Origin of the sequence: Paenibacillus sp. L3-i20 (assembly GCF_022180385.2) — a bacterium.
GTDB lineage: Bacteria > Bacillota > Bacilli > Paenibacillales > Paenibacillaceae > Pristimantibacillus.
This window is the reverse complement of the sequence record NZ_BQME02000001.1, coordinates 2564133-2586036: the sequence shown is the minus strand read 5'-3', so window position 1 is coordinate 2586036 and position 21904 is coordinate 2564133. Positions and strand designations below refer to the sequence as shown.

Annotated in this window: 17 protein-coding genes; 6 read left to right on the top strand and 11 right to left on the bottom strand. The window is 41.2% G+C overall.

Going from position 1 to position 21904, the window contains the following annotated elements; all coding sequences use genetic code 11:
- Positions 1 to 39: 39 nt before the first annotated feature.
- From MFF31_RS11965 to MFF31_RS11955, 3 genes are read right to left on the bottom strand one after another with little or no spacing between them, the layout of a single operon-like run.
- Positions 40 to 1194 (bottom strand): glycoside hydrolase family 18 protein, encoded by a 1155-nt coding sequence (locus MFF31_RS11965; protein ID WP_238188580.1) that lies wholly within the window; start codon positions 1192 to 1194, stop codon positions 40 to 42.
- A 22-nt stretch (positions 1195 to 1216) separates the two neighbouring features.
- A complete protein-coding gene (locus tag MFF31_RS11960; protein WP_238188204.1) occupies positions 1217 to 2317 on the bottom strand; it encodes an acyltransferase in 1101 nt (366 codons plus the stop codon).
- An 18-nt stretch (positions 2318 to 2335) separates the two neighbouring features.
- Entirely contained in the window at positions 2336 to 3685 is a 1350-nt protein-coding gene (locus MFF31_RS11955) for a glycosyltransferase family 2 protein (protein WP_238188579.1), read from the bottom strand.
- Between the two features lie 751 nt (positions 3686 to 4436).
- Here MFF31_RS11955 and MFF31_RS11950 point away from each other — a divergent pair.
- Both MFF31_RS11950 and MFF31_RS11945 read left to right on the top strand, forming a co-directional pair.
- The gene (locus tag MFF31_RS11950; RefSeq protein ID WP_238188203.1) at positions 4437 to 4733 is read left to right on the top strand and encodes an acetyl-CoA acetyltransferase; all 297 of its coding nucleotides are present in this window, start codon (positions 4437 to 4439) and stop codon (positions 4731 to 4733) included.
- Positions 4734 to 4786: 53 nt separating this feature from the next.
- Entirely contained in the window at positions 4787 to 5683 is an 897-nt protein-coding gene (locus MFF31_RS11945) for a manganese catalase family protein (RefSeq protein ID WP_238188202.1), read from the top strand.
- Between the two features lie 77 nt (positions 5684 to 5760).
- Here MFF31_RS11945 and MFF31_RS11940 read toward each other — a convergent pair whose 3' ends face one another.
- Entirely contained in the window at positions 5761 to 6621 is an 861-nt protein-coding gene (locus tag MFF31_RS11940) for a serine/threonine protein kinase (protein WP_238188201.1), read from the bottom strand.
- A 152-nt stretch (positions 6622 to 6773) separates the two neighbouring features.
- Between MFF31_RS11940 and MFF31_RS11935 the strand changes: the two genes are divergently transcribed.
- Together MFF31_RS11935 and MFF31_RS11930 are read left to right on the top strand one after the other, a co-directional pair.
- A complete protein-coding gene (locus tag MFF31_RS11935) occupies positions 6774 to 7184 on the top strand; it encodes a hypothetical protein (RefSeq protein ID WP_238188200.1) in 411 nt (136 codons plus the stop codon).
- Between the two features lie 119 nt (positions 7185 to 7303).
- The gene (locus MFF31_RS11930) at positions 7304 to 7522 is read left to right on the top strand and encodes a hypothetical protein (protein WP_238188199.1); all 219 of its coding nucleotides are present in this window, start codon (positions 7304 to 7306) and stop codon (positions 7520 to 7522) included.
- A gap of 83 nt (positions 7523 to 7605) precedes the next feature.
- Here the strand turns inward: MFF31_RS11930 and MFF31_RS11925 are convergent, their stop codons facing one another.
- The 6 genes from MFF31_RS11925 to MFF31_RS11900 all read right to left on the bottom strand — a co-directional run bounded on the left by MFF31_RS11925 (position 7606) and on the right by MFF31_RS11900 (position 18484).
- A complete protein-coding gene (locus MFF31_RS11925; RefSeq protein ID WP_238188198.1) occupies positions 7606 to 8955 on the bottom strand; it encodes a putative bifunctional diguanylate cyclase/phosphodiesterase in 1350 nt (449 codons plus the stop codon).
- 249 nt (positions 8956 to 9204) lie between these two features.
- A complete protein-coding gene (locus MFF31_RS11920; RefSeq protein ID WP_238188197.1) occupies positions 9205 to 9909 on the bottom strand; it encodes a response regulator transcription factor in 705 nt (234 codons plus the stop codon).
- Positions 9910 to 10016: 107 nt separating this feature from the next.
- On the bottom strand, positions 10017 to 13895 hold the full coding sequence (locus MFF31_RS11915; protein ID WP_238188196.1) for a response regulator: 3879 nt from the start codon (positions 13893 to 13895) through the stop codon (positions 10017 to 10019).
- 48 nt (positions 13896 to 13943) lie between these two features.
- Positions 13944 to 14942: an L-glyceraldehyde 3-phosphate reductase gene (gene mgrA, locus MFF31_RS11910; protein ID WP_238188195.1), complete on the bottom strand. Its 999-nt coding sequence runs from the start codon at positions 14940 to 14942 to the stop codon at positions 13944 to 13946.
- A gap of 50 nt (positions 14943 to 14992) precedes the next feature.
- Positions 14993 to 16438: an HD-GYP domain-containing protein gene (locus MFF31_RS11905; protein WP_238188194.1), complete on the bottom strand. Its 1446-nt coding sequence runs from the start codon at positions 16436 to 16438 to the stop codon at positions 14993 to 14995.
- A gap of 30 nt (positions 16439 to 16468) precedes the next feature.
- Positions 16469 to 18484, bottom strand: coding sequence for an EAL domain-containing protein (locus MFF31_RS11900; protein WP_238188193.1), 2016 nt, complete (start codon positions 18482 to 18484; stop codon positions 16469 to 16471).
- Between the two features lie 166 nt (positions 18485 to 18650).
- Here MFF31_RS11900 and MFF31_RS11895 point away from each other — a divergent pair, with 166 nt between their 5' ends.
- Both MFF31_RS11895 and MFF31_RS11890 read left to right on the top strand, forming a co-directional pair.
- Positions 18651 to 19832 (top strand): foldase protein PrsA, encoded by a 1182-nt coding sequence (locus tag MFF31_RS11895; protein ID WP_238188192.1) that lies wholly within the window; start codon positions 18651 to 18653, stop codon positions 19830 to 19832.
- Positions 19833 to 19955: 123 nt separating this feature from the next.
- Positions 19956 to 20828, top strand: coding sequence for an aldose epimerase family protein (locus MFF31_RS11890; RefSeq protein WP_238188191.1), 873 nt, complete (start codon positions 19956 to 19958; stop codon positions 20826 to 20828).
- A gap of 34 nt (positions 20829 to 20862) precedes the next feature.
- On the opposite strand, the gene deoC is transcribed toward MFF31_RS11890, so the two are convergent.
- The gene (gene deoC / locus MFF31_RS11885; RefSeq protein ID WP_238188190.1) at positions 20863 to 21552 is read right to left on the bottom strand and encodes a deoxyribose-phosphate aldolase; all 690 of its coding nucleotides are present in this window, start codon (positions 21550 to 21552) and stop codon (positions 20863 to 20865) included.
- Positions 21553 to 21904: the final 352 nt, after the last annotated feature.

Below are 21904 nucleotides of genomic sequence, written 5' to 3'. Positions count from 1 at the left end.
TAGGAGTATTGCTAACTTTTACTTATGTTACTACTACTCTTACTCTTTCTTTTCACTCTCTTCGTTCAGGTGATCTGACAAATACTGAATAATGCCGTTCTCCGCATCTTGCGCGTATTCCCAGACCATCGCACCTGCCAAATCTTTTTCCTTAATATATTTCACCTTTGCTTCGAGTGCTTCTGTATCCTCGTAACTAATAAATGTATCGCCGTTGTACAAATAAGCAGCTTTCGCCTTTTCATCGAAATATCGCTTGAAGCCGTTTTTGTCCAAATATTCTTTTTCAATCGTCTTGTAGCTCAAATCGGTCTTATCAATATCGATCGGCTTACCCTTTTCGAATAGTCCGTCACCTTTACTTTTGACACCCGTCCATCCATAGGAATAAGCGGGCACACCGAGAAGAAGCTTTTTACTGCCAATTCCAAGCTTCAAATACTCCGCTACAATACTATCAACACTAAGCAGTGACTTATTATGCTCGTCCATATACAAGTTGGCATTAAAACCTGTCGTTTCTGACCATCTGCCTGTTAAGTCATAGCTCATAATGTTAATGAAGTCTACATACTTCTCAACCTTCTGTAGCTCTACATTTTTGAAATACCAGTCTTGTGTACCTGCTGCAAATGTTAAAATATACTTTTTACCATCCTTGTGCGGCAGTTGATTCAGTCGCTCTCTTAGTTCCTTCATTAAGTTTGTAAAGTTAACTGTATCCTTCGGACTAGCTTTCACCGTCCCCCATCCATCGAACGCTGGGAACTCCCAGTCGATGTCGATTCCATCAAGGTCAAGTTCTTTGACCACGTCAATGATGCTCTGAGTGAATAAGTAACGATTGCCATCTAATGAAGCATCCGAAAATCCATCTACCCCGTAGCCCCCAACTGCTAGAACCATTTTTGTATTAGGATTATTCGCTTTAAGCTGCTTAATATTGGATTTAATCGCTTCATTTGATGCCGCATCTTCATGAAAAAATAGGCTTGTCCCAGCGATTTTGGCAAACGCAACAAATGCAATATCTACACCTTTTTCGGATAATTTCACGCTTGCAGGATCTCTCCATGCCTCGATATATGCAACTGTAAGCTTACGCTCCTCTGCGTTTGCATTTTGATAGAAATAAATGCCGATTCCGATTAGCAATATAGCAACTAATATTTTTGTGATCCAGTTAACCTTTATCGCTTTTTTTGCTTGCATTCGATTACCCCCTTCCACCAAATAACAGTTGTGTTATCCAGCGGTTTAAATTAAGCACTTTAACAACCACCAAACTAATTAAAAATACGGTTATGACGTTATAAAATAGGCTAGCCGACGTCCGAAGGAAGGAAGCATCCACACTAATCTCTTTTGCTATCAGCATTTCAACTAATAAGTGGATCAAGTAAATGCTGAAACTAGCCGCCGAAACAGAAACAATAATAATTCTAATCTTGTCGTTGATCCGCCTGCTAATGCTGGCATCCTTCTCCTTGAAATAGAGAAACAGCGCAACTGCCATAAAGAAGCTTGTAATGGAGTAGTTGCCATAGAACATCTCGTCCAGTGAACCTTTTTGTGTAGACACAAAGTAGGTCAGCAGTGGTGTCAGAAAAAATGAGGCAATACCCGCATTAAAGAGAATATGCTTGAATACTGGCTTCAGATCAAAATGGAATAAATAATAACCCAATATAAAATAACCAAGATAACCTAGAAAAAATGGGATATACAAGCTGGGAATATGTATTTCCTTCCCCGTTATACGGAGTATCAACTCTGATACCAGGAGATACACAATACTGACAATAAACCATAGCAGCAAATAGTATCTTAAATCTTTTTCGCTGCATAATTTAACGAATTTACTTATAAGCGGAACCGTCATATAAATGGCGATAATGGCGTATAAAAACCATAGATGAATATAATTCCGGTCTGTTAGCAGCTTATATCCGAAATCTAAAACAAACTCCCACGCACCCATTCTCGTTTTTAGAATGACGTATTGATAATACAATCCATAAATGAGGGACCATGCAAATAGAGGCACTACCAGAGGCAATATCCGCTTCTTATAAAAATCCGCTATCGACTTCACTTCTGTCCGCAAGATCATTGCACCACTTATCATAAAAAATACAGGAACTGCAAATCTGCACACAGAATTGAGCACATTACCAACCCACCATGAAGTTGTAGAAAAGTCGTTCGTTCGAGTTACTAGTGTTGCTGTAATATGAAGAATGATTACCGCCAAAATCGAGATAATCCGTAATAAATCGATATATATAATCCTTTTGCTAGCAACCGCGGTGCTCATTATATACCTCCTGTCTCATTATCTTGAGCTAGTTGCTGCGTTCTGGCTGATAGAAGCTACACCTTTGCGCTCAACAAATCCCCAACCATTGTCGTTATCGAAATACTTGAATGTACCTACTATATTGATATAAAGAAGAACGAGTCGGTACGTAAACAATTCATATTGGCTAAATAAGAACATCTTTGTGTAGTCCCATAACGAAAAGTGACTGCCATACTTCTTGCACAATAGAAACGACACTCCTAATTGCATGGCATTAATAAGCATCGTAAGTAAAAACAAGAGCATAGCTCCAATTAAATTTGTACCGGAAAATATTGCATCTATGAGATGGAAAATGGTTGTAAAAGCTGTCAACGTACCCAAAATAAAACCATCAATAGCAAAGAATATGCTTATGCCAAGGCCGAAGCTCTTTGACAACTTGGACCAATAAATCATGATGCAGTCTACAAAAGCTTTCTGCCAGCGGATACGCTGCTTATAGAAGTTTTTCATATCTTCTGGACATTCCGTGTAACATACTGCCTCTGGGGCAAAGACAAGCCGTTTCTTCAGCTTATTTGCCTTTATATATTCGTGGATTTTCAGTGTGATATCGATATCTTCACCGACTGTACTTCTAAATCCATTTACTTCATACATGAGATCCTTGTAAAAGGCACCAAATGCTCCGGAGATAACAACGATGGAGTTAAATGCGGATTGCGTTAATTTGCGGACGTAAAAGCTGTGAATGTAGCTGATCATCTGGCTCTTGACGATGCCCTGGCCAGTGAAGGTTTCTTTAATAACGCCATCCTGCTTAACTGCACCTTGCACAATCTTCACCGTACCGCCTAAGGCGATAATAGATGGATCATGGAAATATTGGTTGACGTACTTTAATGAGTTTGTCTCAAGCATACTGTCTGCATCAAGCGTAATGACGATGTCTGCATCAGCATAATCGATCCCTGCATTCAAGGAATCCGCCTTGCCGCCATTTAACTTGTCGAGTACATAAATATGTGGATAGAGACTGGATTGATAGAAACCTCTTACCCGCTTATACTTCAAGCGTTGGTTCGGCTTGCGGTAGTTAACGCGAAGATCAAGCAGCTCCTGCAGCTTGTCAAAGGTGCGATCCCGAGAGCCATCATTCACAATGATGATTTCATGCTTACCATAATTCAGTCCATCCATAGCATCCAAGCAGTTTTTGATCGTTAATTCTTCGTTAAACGCAGGAACAAGTACGGACAAGGACTTTTCGTCAAGTGAATTGTCCAACTTCTTAACCTTACTAATAAACAACGGAAGAATTGTATACAGCAGTTGAAACAGCAAAAATACGAACGTAGTCAGATACAACACATATTGAATAGTAACGCACCCCTCTCAGGTTACAACTGGTTCATAAACTATCATGAGTTAGGGGGTTGGGGTACAGTTGGTTTCTCTCCTCCAACAATCCAATTCATGTATTCATTACCCGAGTAACCAAAATTTGTTTTAGTTCTATAAAACTATCCCAATGGAACTCATCTGTAAAATCGGATTAGAAAGAAAGAAAACGATAACATACGGTTTTTTTATGAAAATACTCCCTTTATTATCATTTCTCACTACAATTGATAATCATACGTGAACGTTTTGATCGTCTTATAAGACGACAAAAAGCGACAAATTAGGTCGTTTGTATGACAAAATACATCCTTTTTACCTATGGATTTTTTACTTGTAAAAATAGGTTATATTGACATATATTTTAACGTGATTAATTAAACAAGAAGCCGTATCAAATGCTATATCAAAATTTTCAATAGTCATATCAAAGTTTTAAATAGCTATACCTTCTCAAATTGTAGTTCCTAACCTACAACTTCAATTTTTGTTTTAACGAATCTTAATGGTCTTATTTCTCAATATAGTGCTGGAATGTAGCTTCATTTATCGAAATAGCGTTACTGGAGTTCGTAAGAATATATAATCGTTGTGTTTTGATGAATTAAAATGCACTTGGTTCGTTAGCGCCACATGACATGTACGTTCAAGCAAACTTCTCCCTTCGGCATGATGCCGCTCCTTCCCGCATACCAATAACTAATAAGCATTGCGACAGGGGGTATTTCACATGTCCTTTTCTGAACAGCAAGCACCCGTTATCTATACAGCCAATGAGCAGCATACAGCTATGGTGCAAGAGGTACGGGATCGTATGCTCAAACATTGCGGCGGGCATATGCACAAGCATGTACGAGTGCAGACGTTAGATGGGCATATTTATGAAGGAAGAATTGTTCACGTTGACCGCAGCATCTTATACTTACAAGTTACAATGCAAGATCCAAGGTCCATTCTAAACCCATACAACGTCATTTTGCCGTTAGTACTCTATGAGCTGCTCGTTATTACGCTTCTATATACATAGTTAGAATAAACTTAAATTCGAATTGCACTATAAGGAAAGAGGTGACTCCTCTCATGTTTCAAAGACATAATAGGTTGCAAATTGAGCTTCCTCCTTCCCCCAATTCTGACGCTAATGCGGCAGCTGCACTTCAAGAACTGCTAGGCGGGAAGTTTGGGGAAATGTCCACACTGAATAACTATTTATATCAATCTTTTAATTTTCGTGGCAAAAAAAAGCTTAAACCCTTCTACGACCTCGTCGCCAGCATCACAGCCGAGGAACTAGGTCATGTTGAACTAGTTTCAACAGCTATAAATATGACGCTCACTGGTGGAACTAATGCCGGGGACCCTGACTCTGCGCCGCTAAAGGAAGGCTTAAACATGCGCAACAGTTATTTTTACATCGCAACAGGGCAGACTTCATTGCCAGGCGATTCAATGGGCCGAGCTTGGACTGGAGACAACGTATTTAGCAGCGGTAATCTTGTACTGGACTTGCTCCATAATTTCTTTCTTGAATGCGGCGCTCGCACACATAAGATGCGTGTATATGAAATGACCGATCACCCAACTGCAAGGGCAATGATCGGTTATCTGCTCGTTCGAGGCGGTGTGCACGTGCTTGCTTATGCGAAGGCTCTGGAGATTGCGACTGGTGTAGATGTTAAGAAGTTGATTCCGATTCCGAATTTAAGCAACAATGAATTTGAAGCGGCACGTAAATATGAAGCGATGGGACTTGGCAATAAGCTTTATACGTTCAGCCCAGATGACTACAAAGATGTCGTGTTAATCTGGAACGGACAGAACCCTCAAACAGGCGCCAAGCTAGAGGTTATTCAAGGCGCACCCGAGGGAGCGCCGATGCCTGATCTTGCTGAACTCCCTGAGGAGTTTGCACCAGGTATTTCGGAAGAAGACTTTAATGAAATTGCTCGCAGATTAAAGAGGAATGCCGGACTGTAGATTGGAACAACTCGATATAGGTATGCTTCCACGAAGACCTCTCGACACTATGATAGGAAGAGGTCTTCTTTGCACTATTATGTCGCCTTGATCAAATGAATCAAATGGTTTAACTCTTGTTCACATTGCTCTGTTGTTTGCCAAGCCTGCTCGTCATTCAATAATTTACGTAAAAATTTCTTTACCTCTGGATGTAATTTAAGCTCCTCTTCCCAGCCCTTTTCAACTTCGCCATCAGGATGTTCGTATCCCGCATACATGACGAACAGGAACAAATGTCCAAGTCCGAACCAATCACTTGCCGGAATTGGAGCTCTCATTCTCTTTTTAATAAAACCAGCACTATCATAAGTTTGCCCGCTTAGTTCACCTAACGCATGACGGAGCTCAGCAGGCAGCTCTTCATTAATACTGCATGATAATCCAAAATCAATTAAATAAAATGTACCATCTCGCATCAATACATTCGGAATGCGGACATCTCGGTGAACGAATCCTTCGTTATGCAAATAGATTAGCGGCTTCAGCAGCGCTTGAATGATAAGTAGTGCATCTAGTTCGGAATAGCTCTGCTCGAGCTCATAAATGGAAAACTCAAGGTTATAACCTTCCACATATTGCATGATGAGCCCTTCATCTAGCCAGCGCTTGCTATAATTAAGCCACTTGGGAATTTGTGCATGACTAAGCGATTCCATAATGACACTTTCTCGTCGCAGCAGTTCAATGCCGAGACGACCTTTACTAGGTTTATTTCGTTTCAATAAAACAATTTCATTTGTTTTTATATCGGTACAGGTATACGCCTGCCCATAACTGCCCATACCAAGCATATGATCAATACGATATCGATTCTCCCAAATAGTACCTTGCTGAAGTGGATAATCACGCCAGTTGCTAACAATTTGGGAAACTCTCATCTTTAGACTTCTCCACATTCCAATCAACTCCTAGTTTTAGCATATCGCCCACTAGCTTAGTTGTCGAGCCAATGATTAGGCATTATTATCAGAAACCATCCTTCTATTTTAACGTATTAATAATCTATGCTATTAATTTTTCTCCACCACAATTTAAAGGAGGATTCATTATGTTAAAGCGAATATTACACTCACTAACAGGCCGACAAAAATATGGATATCAACATTTCAGCAGCAGCGACTTCAAGAAAGGGAAATATCCGCCGCCGCACTACCCAGGTCAGCCACCATATCCAAATCAGGGTCAACACTATCAAGGTCAACCGCCTTACCCGAACCAACATGGTCAACATCCGGGACAGCCGCCATATCCTAACCAGAATGGGCAATACAACGGACAACCACCTTACCCGCATCAGAATGGGCAATACAACGGACAACCACCGTACCCTAATCAGAATGGACAATATAACGGACAACCTCCGTACCCTAATCAGCCGCCACATTATCCGCCGCAGCATCCGAATCATAACTACGGTCATGGGTATTATAAGAAGAAGTGGAAGTACAGTAGCTCATAAAAATATGCACCTGTTAGAAATGTATTAGTAAAGTAAACATTTATCTGACGACAGTTTCATAAGAGGCTAAACTGTTCAAGGTAGAATAGGAAAAACACGAATCAGAGGTGTATGGTACAATGATGCGAGTCATAAACTTCAAAAATCGTTCCGTTCCTGTCTATTACTCAACCGAACAATCAGCATCTGTAGAACTGCTTTCTCATAAATTGTCCGAAATGGAACTCGATTTTGATTTCAGAAAAAAATGGAGAAGAATTAAATCTGTTGAAATGGTGCGCGATGTTGCGATTTTCCAATACAACGATGGTACGAAGCTCTATTTGGAAGTCAGCTAATTGAAAGTATTGTAACAAGCTAAAGACCCGCCCGGCTAGTAATTAGCCTGAAGCGGGTCTTTTTTTATACTCGTATGTATATACTATCTAATAGCCTCTAGCAGAATTTCGTTCTCAATTAATTTAAGATTAGCTTGTGATTTATTGTTGCGCAGCATCGTCATATCGATCAGAGTTGGTTCCATCGGCTTCCCAAGAAGATAACCTTGTACATAGTTGCAGCCCCACTCCTTGAGCATCTTGTATTGTTCTTCATATTCAACACCCTCTGCAATAACCTCTAACCCAAGCTTCTGCACAAGTCCAATTATCGCCTCTACAATATGCCTGTCTGCGCTTTGCAAATCTATTTTTTTCACAAAAGATTTATCAATTTTCAAACAATGTATAGGTAGATGCTTCAAGTTGCTAAATGTAGAGTAGCCTATGCCGAAGTCATCTAACACGATACGGACGCCTGCTGCACGTAATTGGCTAAGTGTTGCAATAGAAATATCTGAGGAATAAATCATAATGTTTTCGGTTATTTCTAGCTCAATCGAATGTGGTTGTAGACCGTTTTCCCGAATAATATTTAATACCGTTTCTGTAAAGGTAGGGTCCACAAGCTGCACAGGAGATATGTTGATCGATATTGTCATTTCACTAGTATTGTATTTCGTTAGTCCTGCTAACATCTTGCACGCTTCCCTTAGCACCCATTCACCAATTGGCACAATCAATCCATTTTGTTCAGCCAATGGAATGAACTCATTTGGAGTGACTGGACCTAGCTGTTGATGATTCCAACGTATTAAAGCTTCATATCCCTTTAACCGTCCGTCTGCTAAGCGATAAATGGGTTGATAACTGAGATGAAAATGACGAAGAAATAATGCAGGTCTCATGCCCGTTTCAATCGTTATTCGTCTATCCATCCGCTTTGTATCATCAGCATTGTAGAATAGTACTAAATTCCCACCTTGCTCTTTGGATTGATGGAGTGCTGACTCTGAGTGACAAATGATTTGTTCACTCGTATGACCGTCATTCGGATAAAGGCATACACCGATACTGGCTGTTAAATAAAGCTCTGTGTCAGTATCCTCTATTGGCTGTGATACAGCGTATTTAATCGCTTCAACCCGCTTCCAACCACTTGTATCCTCTTCATCCACTTGCATAATTATTAAGAAAGCGTTGCCTCCAATTCTAATGATTGAATGCATACACGCCTCTGATATTGCTGTCTCTATATCTATTAACCTCTTATATATAGTGTTCAACACATAGTTTCCGAAATCTGTACCTCTAGTTTCATTGATTCGATAAAATCGATCCAAGTCTACTAATGCTACTAGCAATCGCTTACCCGACATACGCGCATGATTAATTGCTAACTCCATCTGTTTGAATGCTGCACTGCGCCCAGGTAAATCGATTGACCTTCCCATAATGAACTCCCCTTCCAAACTTTATCGTACTTTTGAATTACTCCAATAGTCGCATATAAATATTAGAAAAGTGCCCTGTAGACTTTTAGAAGATTGTTAGATATTTTAATGCATTGGGATTTAACGGGGATTTAACGGGGTATTTACAAAAAAAAGTACTCCGCAACAGCGGAATACCCTCATCCTACATCAGTACTATTGACTTTCATCAATAATAGTAATAGTTCTATCTATCTCGTACTGTACATCTTAATTTGCGTACTTGTACCCAAATCCCCAGACAGTTCGTATAAGCTTAGGTTCTTTTGGATTTTGTTCGATTTTTTTACGAAGATTAACGATATGTACATCAATTGCACGGTCTGTGACGAAGGAATCAAATCCTCTAATGGCATTTATCAATTCTTCTCTGCTAAACACTTTTCCGGGATGAGCGAGAAATAGCTTCATTAACTCATATTCGGAGAAGGTCGTTTCTACCAATTTTCTGCGTACTAGTAACAGACGTCTCTCAACATCAAGCTGAATAGGATTTTCTTCCTCAGCCGTCACAATTGTTGCCGCCATTTGCAAGGCAGCTTCCACATGAGTCGTACCCGAGCGACGAATTAACGCCTCCACTCGCGCTGTCAATTCATGCATACTAAAGGGCTTGCACAAATAATCATCCGCACCGGACTTTAACGCATGCACTCGTTCAGAAACTTCACACTTCATCGATAATATCATAATCGGTACTTGTGAGTAGCTTCGAATTCTAGTACAAACCTCAATACCATCCATATCGGGAAGCATGAGATCTAGGAGAATCAGATGCGGCTCGAAACTGCCCGCCAGCATAAGTCCTTCCTCTCCGCGAAAAGCCTGTTGGACTGTGTAGCCTTCCTCAGTAAGATACATGGACAACATGTTACTCATCATGACGTCATCTTCAATAACTAAAACTTTATACACCGGCGTCACCCTCTAACAAATTGAAGATTTCTGTCGAAATTATATAGTAACTCTACTATACAATACCAAACTCTCTCGAACAACAGATTGTTAGAGAAATGTTAGATTTATTTGTCGAAACCTATCTTTTGGTGACGAAGGCTACTAATCAGATTAGTTAATTCCGCTGCTAATCGTTCCATTACGGTCTCAAATTCCGCTGACTCCATTCGACCATTCTTAACCATTTCCTCTACTTCGGACGCTGCTTTCCCAACTGGCACAGCAGATAAATAGCCAGCTGCTCCCTTTAACGTATGAAGCATTCTAAGGGCTGCATCAAATTCTGATTGATTCAACTTTAGTTGTAATTGTTCCATAAACGTATCGTAATCCTGCTTAAATTGCTCAATCATATGTAGCAGTATAGGCAACTTTCCATTCACACGCTCCAAAGCACTTACTACATCCATTCCATCAATAAGCGTTAGCAAACTAAACTCAGCCCTATGCAGTTGCTGTGATTGTCGTTCTATTGAAACTGTCTGAGTCCCAGTACCTCTCCCCACTATCTTATTTCGTAACAGAGATTTGGACGAATTATCAAGCCAATAGAGCAATACCTCTTGAAGCCTATCTACGGCAAGCGGCTTAGTAATCACATCATTCATACCTATACTTATATAATGCTCATGATCCCTCTTCACGATATTCGCAGTAACTGCAACGATCGGGATATGATTAAATTTCTCCATACTTCTAATGATGCGAACTGCTTCCGTTCCATCCATTATCGGCATATGAATATCCATCAGCACGAGATCCCATCGTGATTCCTCCAGCATTCTCAGCGCTTCTTCCCCGTTCTGGGCTAACCCAACTTCATAACCGCAATCCCTTAACATTTCTAAAGCGACTAGCTGATTTATTTTGTTATCCTCAGCCAAAAGGATTTTCACAAGATGACTATCATCTTCTGCAATCTGCTCTGTTTCATGACGCTCAGCCGCTTGTTGTTCCTCAGCTCGTTTTCTAAACACTGGACCGAGTGCCCGCAGAACAGCTCCTCTAACTACTGGCTTAGTCAAAATAGCTTGAGGACGTACTTCAACATCCAAGCTCTGTAGTTCATCTCGGCCATACGTCGTTGTAAGAGCAATAATCGGAATGCCCACTGCTTCTGCTTCAAGCTGGAAAGATAACCACGTATGAATACCGTACATATCAGACATTTCCATATCCATAAGAAGCAACTGTGGCATAGCTCCCTCACCGATACGACGAAGCTTATCAAGAGCAGTCTGCCAACTGTCGAAAGCAATGACGGAAAATCCTATCGTTTCGAACATATAAATCCAATGCTCACGCATCTTCTTGTCATCCTCCACAACCCAGACGGTCCCCTCTTTGCCAAAGATCATATTCGGATTGTGAGGTTCATAACGATAAGGATCTGCAGCAAAGGATAATGTAAAGTGGAACTGACTTCCTACACCTACTTCGCTGGAAACAATAAGTTTGCCTCCCATGAGCTCTACTAGATTTTTCGATATGACAAGCCCAAGTCCTGTACCGCCATATTTGCGTGTAGTAGAACTGTCCGCCTGTGTGAATGGCATAAACAGTTGGTCCAACAGCTCCTTATTCATCCCGATTCCCGTATCTGATATTAAGAATTGTACGGTTACCTTATCCGACGTTTCCTCTACAATACGAAGCTCAAGCTTGACCAGTCCTTTGGGAGTGAATTTTATGGCATTCATACACAAATTAAGGAGCACTTGTTCTAGCCGCATAGAGTCACCTGTAAGCATAAGCGGAAGTTTCTCAGGCGTTTTGATCATAAATTCAAACTGCTCCTTCCCGCCAAGGAACACGCTCAGACCATTCGCTAACCGATGAAGTAACTCTTCCGGCTGGAATGGCAGCCGCTCTACTTCGATTTTCCCCACTTCAATTTTCGAGAAATCAAGCACATCGTTTATGATACGAAGCAGTGACTCTGAGGACATATTCATCTTGTCTAAATAGTCCTTCTGAATAACGGATAGATCTGTCTTACGAATCAATTGTGTCAAGCCGATTATGCCATTAAGTGGCGTACGAACCTCATGGCTCATAAGTGCTAGAAACCTGCTTTTCGCTTTATTAGCTTCATCAGCTTCTTGCGTTGCTCTTACAAGTTCTTCTTGCACGCGCTTCTGCTCGGTAATATCCCTTGCAATACAAGAGAAAAACATCTCTCCAGTAACAGAATCGGCATGGGACACCACAACCATGGATACATACAGCGGCTCACCATTCAGCTTTAGTAAAAGAGCATCGCTCTCCCAATAGCCATGCTCTTTGGCGATCGCTGCACCTTCAAGCAATTGCTTGAACAACCCCTCGCCAACATATCGTTTAACGAGGGAGTCGGAACCTTCACTATGTACTAGACTCAGCATATCTTTTCCTGCTCGATTGACGTAGATAAACTCACCATCCATATTAACGGAAGCAATTAAGTCCTTCGCTGTTTCAACAATATCAAGTAACCGATTGCGTGCTCGTTCTACTCGCTTACGATATGAAATATCTCTTATCATTCCAACAACACCGGTAAATTTCCCATTACGATCTTTAAGTACATTAGAACTGTGCAAAGTTGGAATACGAGTCCCATCCTTATGAATGAACATCCACTCCCGTTCTAGAGTGTAACCCTCCTTACGAAGTTCCTTAAGCACTTCCAGTCCGGGCTGAATCTCTCTGCCAAGCTCCAGTGACAGACGCTCGGCTTCAGCTTTTATTTCATCCCCATCCATAAATAGCAGAGGGGTAGCATGTCCAATTAGTTCTGATGTTTTGTATCCGATCAGTTCTTCCGCTGCTTGATTCATGTAGGTAACTCGATACTGATTGTCCAAGACGATAAACCCATTTTGATTTTGATTAATGATCGCATTCAGTCGGTCGAACATTTCCTGTAGATGTTCCATCATCCCATTAACTGAATGTGCGAGTTGACCTATTTCATCATTTTGGGATGTGTCCAGATGATTGGCTTGGAACTCGCCGCCTGCTGCCTGTTCAGTTACGGATAATATATGTTCGAGTCTTTTAACAATCCGCTCAAAGTATAAATAAAATAATAATGCAATGACGATCTCCGCAATCGCTATCGTTAATACAATTCGCCAAAATATAGGCGAAAGCATCTCCTCCATATTCGAGAACGGCTCCTGCAGTGCCAGCCTCCATGGTGTCCCTGCTACTTTGGAGTAAAAGACCATATAGGAGTCACCATCGATACGAACATTCACTTTACCTTCATTATGACTCAACATTTCATCAGCAACGAGGTTAAGCGAAGAATCCCATCTAATCGATGTCTTATCCGTTAAGTTAGAATTTGAGTCGTATATAATGGCTCCATTATCGTTATAGAATCTAACAGGAGCATCTTCCTCTCCATAATCAAGAAATCGATTAAACGAAGTAAACGGAATTGATCCATAAAAGACGCCAACGATTTCAGTGCCGCGACCATAAACGGGCACGACAATAAAGGTTTGTTCCATTAAGGAAAAACCCGGCTTGTATGGATCTGTTATTGTTAGTTCACCATCGATAGCTGATTTGAAAAAGGACTCTTCGCTCATATCAATTGTCGGACCATCACTACGATAGGCATTGCCATTTTTATCGATAAAGCCAAGTGAATGATAAGTAAATCCATTCCGAATTAGTTCTCTTCCCAAATAGCCCAAGCGATCCTCATTCGTTCCGAACCTAATCACTCCTGTTCGACTCATAACGAGCATCTCTGCCCGGCGTATATCCATCCAAGCAGCAATATTGTTTGCCTGACTGCTTTGTTTACTGCTTATCTTCTCAATCTCCGATTGGATCATAGCTACCTTGACGGCAGAATAATTACCGACACCAGCAAGAAAAAGAGGAATAAATGAAATTGATAAGATTAAAATTAAACCTTTCGTTCTTAGCGACATTTTATTCATCATTTATCCCCCTTTCACCGCTGCTGACTAGTATGAGACGTATAATTCCACTTATTCTGCAGCTGAAAGAATTAAATCGATTTTACTTAGCTCTTCACTGCTAAAGGACAAATTGTTAATAACGGCCACGTTGTCATCGATTTGTTCTACTCTACTTGTACCAATCAATGCGGTAGTTACTTTTCCATCCCGAAGTACCCATGCCAGTGACATTTGAGCAAGAGACTGCCCGCGTTCTTTAGCAATGTCATTGAGTGCTTTAATTTTGTATAGCTTACCCTCGGTTATTTGTTCTGTTTTCAAAAATACGCTCGAACCAGCTGCTCGTGAGTCAGCAGGAACACCGTCTAAATAACGATTTGTCAGCAACCCGCCAGCGAGCGGCGAGAACACGATTGAACCAATGCCTTGTTCATCCAATACATCTTGAAGCCCATTTTCTATTCCACGATTAAACATAGAGTAAGAAGGCTGATGAATGAGGCAAGGTGTTCCAAGATCCTTCAAAATAGCAGCGGCTTGCACGGTTTGCTCTACGTTATAATTTGAAATTCCTACATACAATGCTTTACCTTGGCGAACCACATGATCTAGAGCCCCCATCGTTTCTTCAAGCGGGGTTTCCGGATCTGGACGATGTGAGTAAAATATATCGACATAGTCTAGTCCCATACGCTTCAAGCTTTGATCGAGGCTTGAAATCAAATATTTGCGCGATCCCCATTCCCCATAAGGACCACTCCACATTTCGTAGCCTGCCTTCGTTGAGATGATCATTTCATCCCGATAAGACGACATATCGTGCTTTACTATTGTTCCGAACGTTTCCTCAGCCGAACCCGCTGGAACACCATAATTGTTCGCTAAATCAAAGTGAGTAATGCCAAGATCGAATGCCCGTCTCACCATAGCTCGGCTATTCTCATAACGGTCAGTACCACCGAAGTTATGCCATAATCCCAGTGAAATCGCAGGAAGCTTCAAGCCGCTTCGTCCTACTCGATTATATTTCATTCCATCATATCTATCGTTTGCTGCTATATAGGTCATTACCGTAACCTCCGTTTATATGTTTTAGCTCCATTTAATAGATAAATAAATCAGTTAGCCACCTTATCCTCTAGCTTCAAATGCGGACTATTTTGTAACGTTTCTTGGAAAAATTCCTTCTGTACGGCTACAAGTCGCTCCCAAGCATGGATACATCTTGGATCAAAGTGTCTGCCGCTTTCTTTGAGCAGAATGACCATCGCTTCATCATGAGTCATTGCTTTCCGATACGAGCGCGATGATGTAAGTGCATCATACACATCTGCAACAGCAGTAATACGAGCCACTAACGGAATCTCTTCCCCAGACAGTTGATCTGGATAACCGCTGCCATTCCATTTCTCATGATGCCAACGGATAACCGCAAGTTCCTCTAACATAAAGCCCAAACGCTTGCAAACATCATAACCTGACACTGGGTGTGACTCAATAATAGTACGCTCTTCATCCGTCAACTTCTCTGGTTTATTCAATATACCATCTGGGATGTATAACTTACCGATATCATGTACAAGACCGCCCTGTGCAATCGCACGCAGCTGGGCTGATGATAATCCTAGTTCTTCTCCTAGCTTAAGGGCATATAGCGCAACACGATAGTTGTGTCCCGCTGTGTATGAATCCTTCGCTTCGGTAGCCATTACAAGCTCTCTCACACTCGGAGAAATATACGTATTAATCCAGTCTTCGGGGTTAGCGCGGAATAAAAGTTTAATCGATGCGGTTATAGAACCCGTGCTTAGATGTTCTCTTATAATGCCGCTCACCATAATAATGACAGAAGCGAGTAATAAGAAATGATAGAGCCACCAACTCGCCATCCATGCTTCGCCAGTAACCATGATGATCTGCGCAATAAACATCCAACCAGTACTATAAACAATAGCTAGTTGAAGCGGGAATTTGGATACGAGATAGGTTTGCAAATTTCGATAGATTGTCCATGCATTCATCAATAATATAGCAGCCGTCGTTATCCACTTACTAACACCGCCCTTGAGATGCAGATGATACACAAAATCCGGGTTCAACCATAAGTATGTGCCGAATGCCAAAAGCAATGTCGACCAAACAGGCAGAAGCCACATTTGTTTAATCGACAGCCATCTAACTACTTTGTGATCAGCGGAAATGGAGCAAAGCCATAACCAGAGAGCAGAAAGCAGCACACTTAATTGAGCAACACTTCCTGAAATACCTGTATGATGCATGAGTAATCCTGGCGTTGATATACCATGTAATATAAACATGGCTGCCAATGAAACGTAAGAAAGCGAAAGGAAACTGACCTTAATATTGCGTATTCGAGGGGCAACTACGCCAATAGCAGCTGCTACCGCTAGAGCAAGCAATGACACGACACTTACAATATAGAAGTGACCTTGCGGTGTATGTATTCTTTTATCTAAAGGAGTCATTGCAATAAATAAATAGCAGAGCAGGGGCAATATCATCAAGACTCCAAGTGTAATAAATACTCGCTTATGTTTTCCCAAGTCGATCCCTCCATCTCAATTGCCATATCATTATTTGGATAACCCAATCAACCATTCATCAACTTCTTCTCGCGGCATTGGCTTCCTGAAATAATAACCTTGCATGATCGAGCAACCTGCCCCGCGGAGAAACTCCAATTGACGCTCTGTTTCGACTCCTTCAGCAACAAGCTGAATATTCAGTTGGTTCGCCAAAGTAATAATTGTATTAACAATTGCCCTCTTGGAGGGGGATTCATAATCTTGCATGTAAAGTTTGTCAATCTTCAACGTCTGGAAAGGAATTTTATCGATCGAACCTAAGAAAGAATACCCTGAACCAAAGTTGTCCATTGACACCCTTACACCAGCTTCCTGAAGTGGGAACAGCTGCCTAGTCGCTTCAGCTGCATAATTCATAACGGTAGATTCTGTTATTTCGAGCTCAAGTAAAGCTGGCAGCAGTCCAGAACGCTCCAGCGCTTGATTCACCATATCTTGAAGTCCTTGGCACTCGAATATCGTAACAGAAAGATTAACAGACACGCCTAGTTCACCCGTTCCGGTCAAATTCCACGCCTTACAATCTCGACAAGCTTGTTCCATCACCCATCTTGTAATGGGTACAATTAGCCCCGTTTCTTCAGCTATAGGTATAAATTCGTCAGGCGCAATCGAACCAAGCTGCGGATGTTTCCATCTAAGCAGAGCTTCAAATCCAATTGGCTGATTCGTCACTGCGTTCCACTTCGGCTGATAGTAATTCGATAATTCGCCCAGCATTAGTGCTGTTCGAAGTCCCTTCTCAATTTCCATTCGTCTTGCAAGCTTTTGATTCAGCTCCTCATTGTAGGAACAATACTGGTTCTTCCCCTGACTCTTCGCATAATACATCGCAGTATCTGCGGCTTTGAGCAGCTCCGTCCGTTTCGTTCCGTGCTGAGGAGAATAGCTAATACCAATGCTCCCCGTTACATAAAGCTCATTTCCTCCAAGCCAATACGGCCGTCTAATTTCCTCTAATATTTTTTCAGCGAGCTTCTCCACTGGTATGGTCGAACTATCATTAATAATGATTAAAAACTCGTCTCCACCTAGTCTGAACATGCTCTGCGTCTTATTCACAAATTGATTAATCCGTCTTCCTACTTCCTGCACGAGCAAGTCGCCGGTATCATGTCCAAGCGTATCATTAATAAGTTTGAATTGATCCAGATCGATAAACAATACTGCACTTTCCGACGAATTCCTTAATTTCTCATCAAAATAATGATTCATCGCATGACGATTCGGTAATCCAGTAAGCGGGTCACTATAAGCGAGACGTTTGAGCGTAATGCGCTCCCAAAATAAAGCAGTCCATGTTACCAATATGATTGCAAGCATGACACCTGATAGAGAAAATAAGATTGATAAATCTATGCTTTTTTCAGAGGAATGACCCAATGCTTTAGGTGAGTGGCACCAAAACTGCGCTGCTTCCATTCCCATGTAGTGCATACCTGATATAGCTATGCTCATAAATAAAGCAGCAAATATTTTGGTCCACCACGCCTGACTATTATCTTGAAATCTCTTTAATAGATAAATAGCCCCATAGGATGCAATAATGGCAAATACAGCTGATGATGCCCATAATAATGAATCATATGTTATATCTATTTCAGAAGACTCCATTGAAGCCATGCCTGTATAATGCATTGCAACAATTCCGCAACCCATAAAAACGCTTCCCAAAATCAACTTCAAGTTGGTCACTTTAGAGGTTAACGTTACATAGAAAGCCAGTAATGATGCTATAATACTTGCTAGAATTGATAGTATAGTATTGGGTGCACGGAAATTGACCTCATAATTAAGATTAAAACCAATCATTCCTACAAAATGCATCGTCCAAATACCACTACCCATTACTACTCCTGACATCAAAAGCCAGCCAAGCTTCGCATTACCTCTTGAGTTCGAAATTTTATAGGAGAGGCTTAGGGCTGAATACGAAGTGAATAAAGCGATTAAAAATGATAACAACACAATCCAGCCATCATAGCTACCCTGTAATCTGATCAAACTATCCCTCCGTGACATACATCATCGTTAAATTATAACAATATTATAACAATACAATTAATATGATTCGACATCCCTTGGAAGTTTTTTTATTTTAGATTAAGGTTTTTTTTATTATCATTTGTTATAGTAGGTGAAGAATTGCAATTTGAAGGGAGTTTATGGAATGACTAACAAAGACTCGCAGTCGAACGATAAGCAAATAGATAACGATACTGCGAACAAAGAACGTACTACAAACGAGGGTCAACATAATGAAGAAACGTTGTCCGAAGGAATTGAAGCTAAGCACGATGAGGCTTATGAATCCAAGGATGAACCTTTTGATGACAATGATGACACATCCGAATCTTCGGTGAAAGAAAGCTCAGGAAGCCAATATGTCGTATCTGCTGGTGCACCTCCTGCCCCTGCCAAAAAAGGTGGACTAGGCTGGGTTGTTTTATCCGCGGTGTTGGCAGTTGCTTTGATCGTTGTATTGATTAAGCCGCCATTTGGAGACAGTGGTAAAGATGCTGTTGCAACAGTTAATGGAAGTAAGATTACAAAAAACGATCTTTATGATGCGCTAGTAAAAATTTATGGACCAGCTTCGCTTACGAATATGATCGAAGAAGAACTAGTTCAACAAGAAGCTGCTGCTGCAAGTGTTGAGCTGACTGATCAAGATATTTCGGAAGAAATTGAAGCGATCAAGCTACAATTCGGTTCAGATGAGGCATTCAATGCTAAGCTCGCTGAGAGCGGTATTACTATCGATGATCTTCGTGAAGACGTGCGTCATTACACATTGATCCGTAAAATTCTACAACCAAAAACAAACGTAACAGATGATGCAGTGAAAAAATTCTTCGACGAGAACAAAGCCGTACTAGGAGCTGCGCCTGAACAGGTTCGTGCTTCGCACATCTTAGTTAAGACGAAAGAAGAAGCAGACGCTATTATAGCTGATCTGAAAGCAGGAGCAGACTTTGCTGAAACAGCAAAAACAAAATCAACAGATACAAATTCTGCTGTAAATGGCGGTGACCTGAACTTCTTCGGTAAAGAAGGTGACATGGTTCCTGAATTTGCAGAAGCTGCTTTCGCTCTTGAGGTTGGAGCTATTAGCGGAGCTGTGAAAAGTGATTTCGGCTACCATATTATCAAAAAAACCGATCATAAAGCAGCTAATGAGCCTAAATTCGAAGACAAAAAAGCTGCAATTCGTACCGTTTTGATCGGACAAGAAGTGAGCCAACTTTCACCAGCATGGCTAGAAGAAATTAAGAAAAAAGCGAAAATAACGAATTCTTTTGACAAAAAAGAAGAGCCAGCAGCTGAAACAGAAGCACCAGCAGCTAAATAATAGCGTTATGTAGAAGGGTCGGTTCATGGCTCCCATTATGGGAGTTTATGTTACCGGCTCTTTACTCATTTCATAGATTAAGGCAAAATAGGGATAGATTGATCTACTTATGGAGGTTTATAGATGAACAACTATGAAGTACGCCATTTTCAAGATACTTTTACCGTTTATGAACTTCAGGAGCGTAACACTTCATCACGCGTTCTTGTATGCCCAGAAAGAGGCGGCATCGTTATAGGATGTCAATTGAATGGAGAAGAGCTCTTTTACTTGGACAAGAGTACCTTCGAAAATCCAGCTTCCAATATTCGTGGCGGCAATCCTATTCTATTCCCGATTTGCGGATCACTTAAGGATGGCGCTTATGTGTGGAATGACCACACGTACAAGATGGGGCAACACGGTGTAGCTCGTACCGCTAATTGGGAAGTTGTTGATACATCAGCTTCGACTGAAGCTTCCATCACACTTCGTCTTCGGGCGAACGAAGACACTCTTGCAGTCTATCCGTTTAACTTCGAGCTAATTTTCACATATGTGCTGCTAAACGGAGAGCTTCATACTCGCCAACAATATCGGAATTTGGGCGAGACAGAGTCGATGCCATTCTATTCAGGCTTCCACCCTTACTTCGCCATTGCATCTAGCAAAAATATCGCTTACGAGTATGATGCGACTCGTTACTTGGACTTTAACGACAATCTTGTGAAGCCATACCTTGGTTCTATTGACATGGAACCTCTTGTAGAATCCATTTGTCTAATGGATGCAAAGCGAAGCGAAATAGCCTTCCCGATACGTGAAGACGTTCGCGTAAGGCTCCGCTATGATGACATTTTTAAATATATGGTTATTTGGACGATCAAGGATCGACCGTTCATCTGTGTTGAACCATGGATGGGAATGCCTGATGAGTTAAACCGAAAAGAAGAACTCACCATGCTCGCTCCTGGTGAAGAGTTGAGTACCAATTTGATTATTAGCTGCGAAAAATAAAAAAAAGGGCTACTAAGTAGCCCTGCCCTGCTACTTAGTAGCCCTCACCTTGTCCACCCGTAACGATTGCAACGCTTGCGCTTGCCCCGATACGTGATGCTCCTGCGCGCAACATTTGAAGCGCTGTATCTAGATCACGAACGCCTCCTGATGCTTTAACTCCTAGATCTGGACCAACCGTCTTACGCATAAGAGCGATATCCTCTGCTGTAGCACCACCATGACCAAATCCTGTTGACGTCTTCACAAAGTCTGCTCCAGCTTTTACGCATAGTTCACAAGCAGTTACTTTCTCTTCATCCGTTAGCAATCCTGTTTCCAGGATAACCTTTAGTACAGCTTTATCTTTACATGCTGCAACAAGTCCCTCAATATCACGTTGAACTGCTTCAAGATCTCCAGATTTCAGAAGACCAATATTTAGAACCATATCTATTTCTGTAGCACCATCTGCAATTGCTTGCGTTGCTTCGAAAGCTTTGGATACAGTCGTCGTTGCGCCTAGTGGGAATCCAACTACCGTTGTGATACCTACTCCTGAACCTGCTAGTTCTTTAGCCGAAAGTTCCACCCAGCCTGCATTAACGCAGACAGTAGCGAACTTGTTTTCTCTAGCTTCTTTGCAAATGTGGATAATTTCCGCTTTAGTTGCATCAGCTTTCAATATCGTATGATCGATCATAGCCGCTACTTCTGCTGATGACCATTCCTTTGTATTACTCATTAAGTCGTCCTCCATTATGCTAATAAGATATCTTGTACTCATCCATTATACGAAGCTTTTAGCCAAAGAACAACTTCACTCAAGTTTACCCCTTGTTCTTTTCTTTAAACCGCTTACCCCATTACTATTAACGCTAACATTAATTTACTTTTTCCTTGCAGATACGCTATTATGAAGTTCCTTCACCTCGTTCAAAAATAAAGTTAAAAATGAAAGATTATCTTTTTATTCGAAATCGAGGTTTTATTTATTCTTTACATTAAATTCATAAAAATTAGTACAGGATAATCAATTTTATTGTAGAATAAGTTGTTATTCCAATCTTTAAACCATACTAATTAACAGCGGAGGA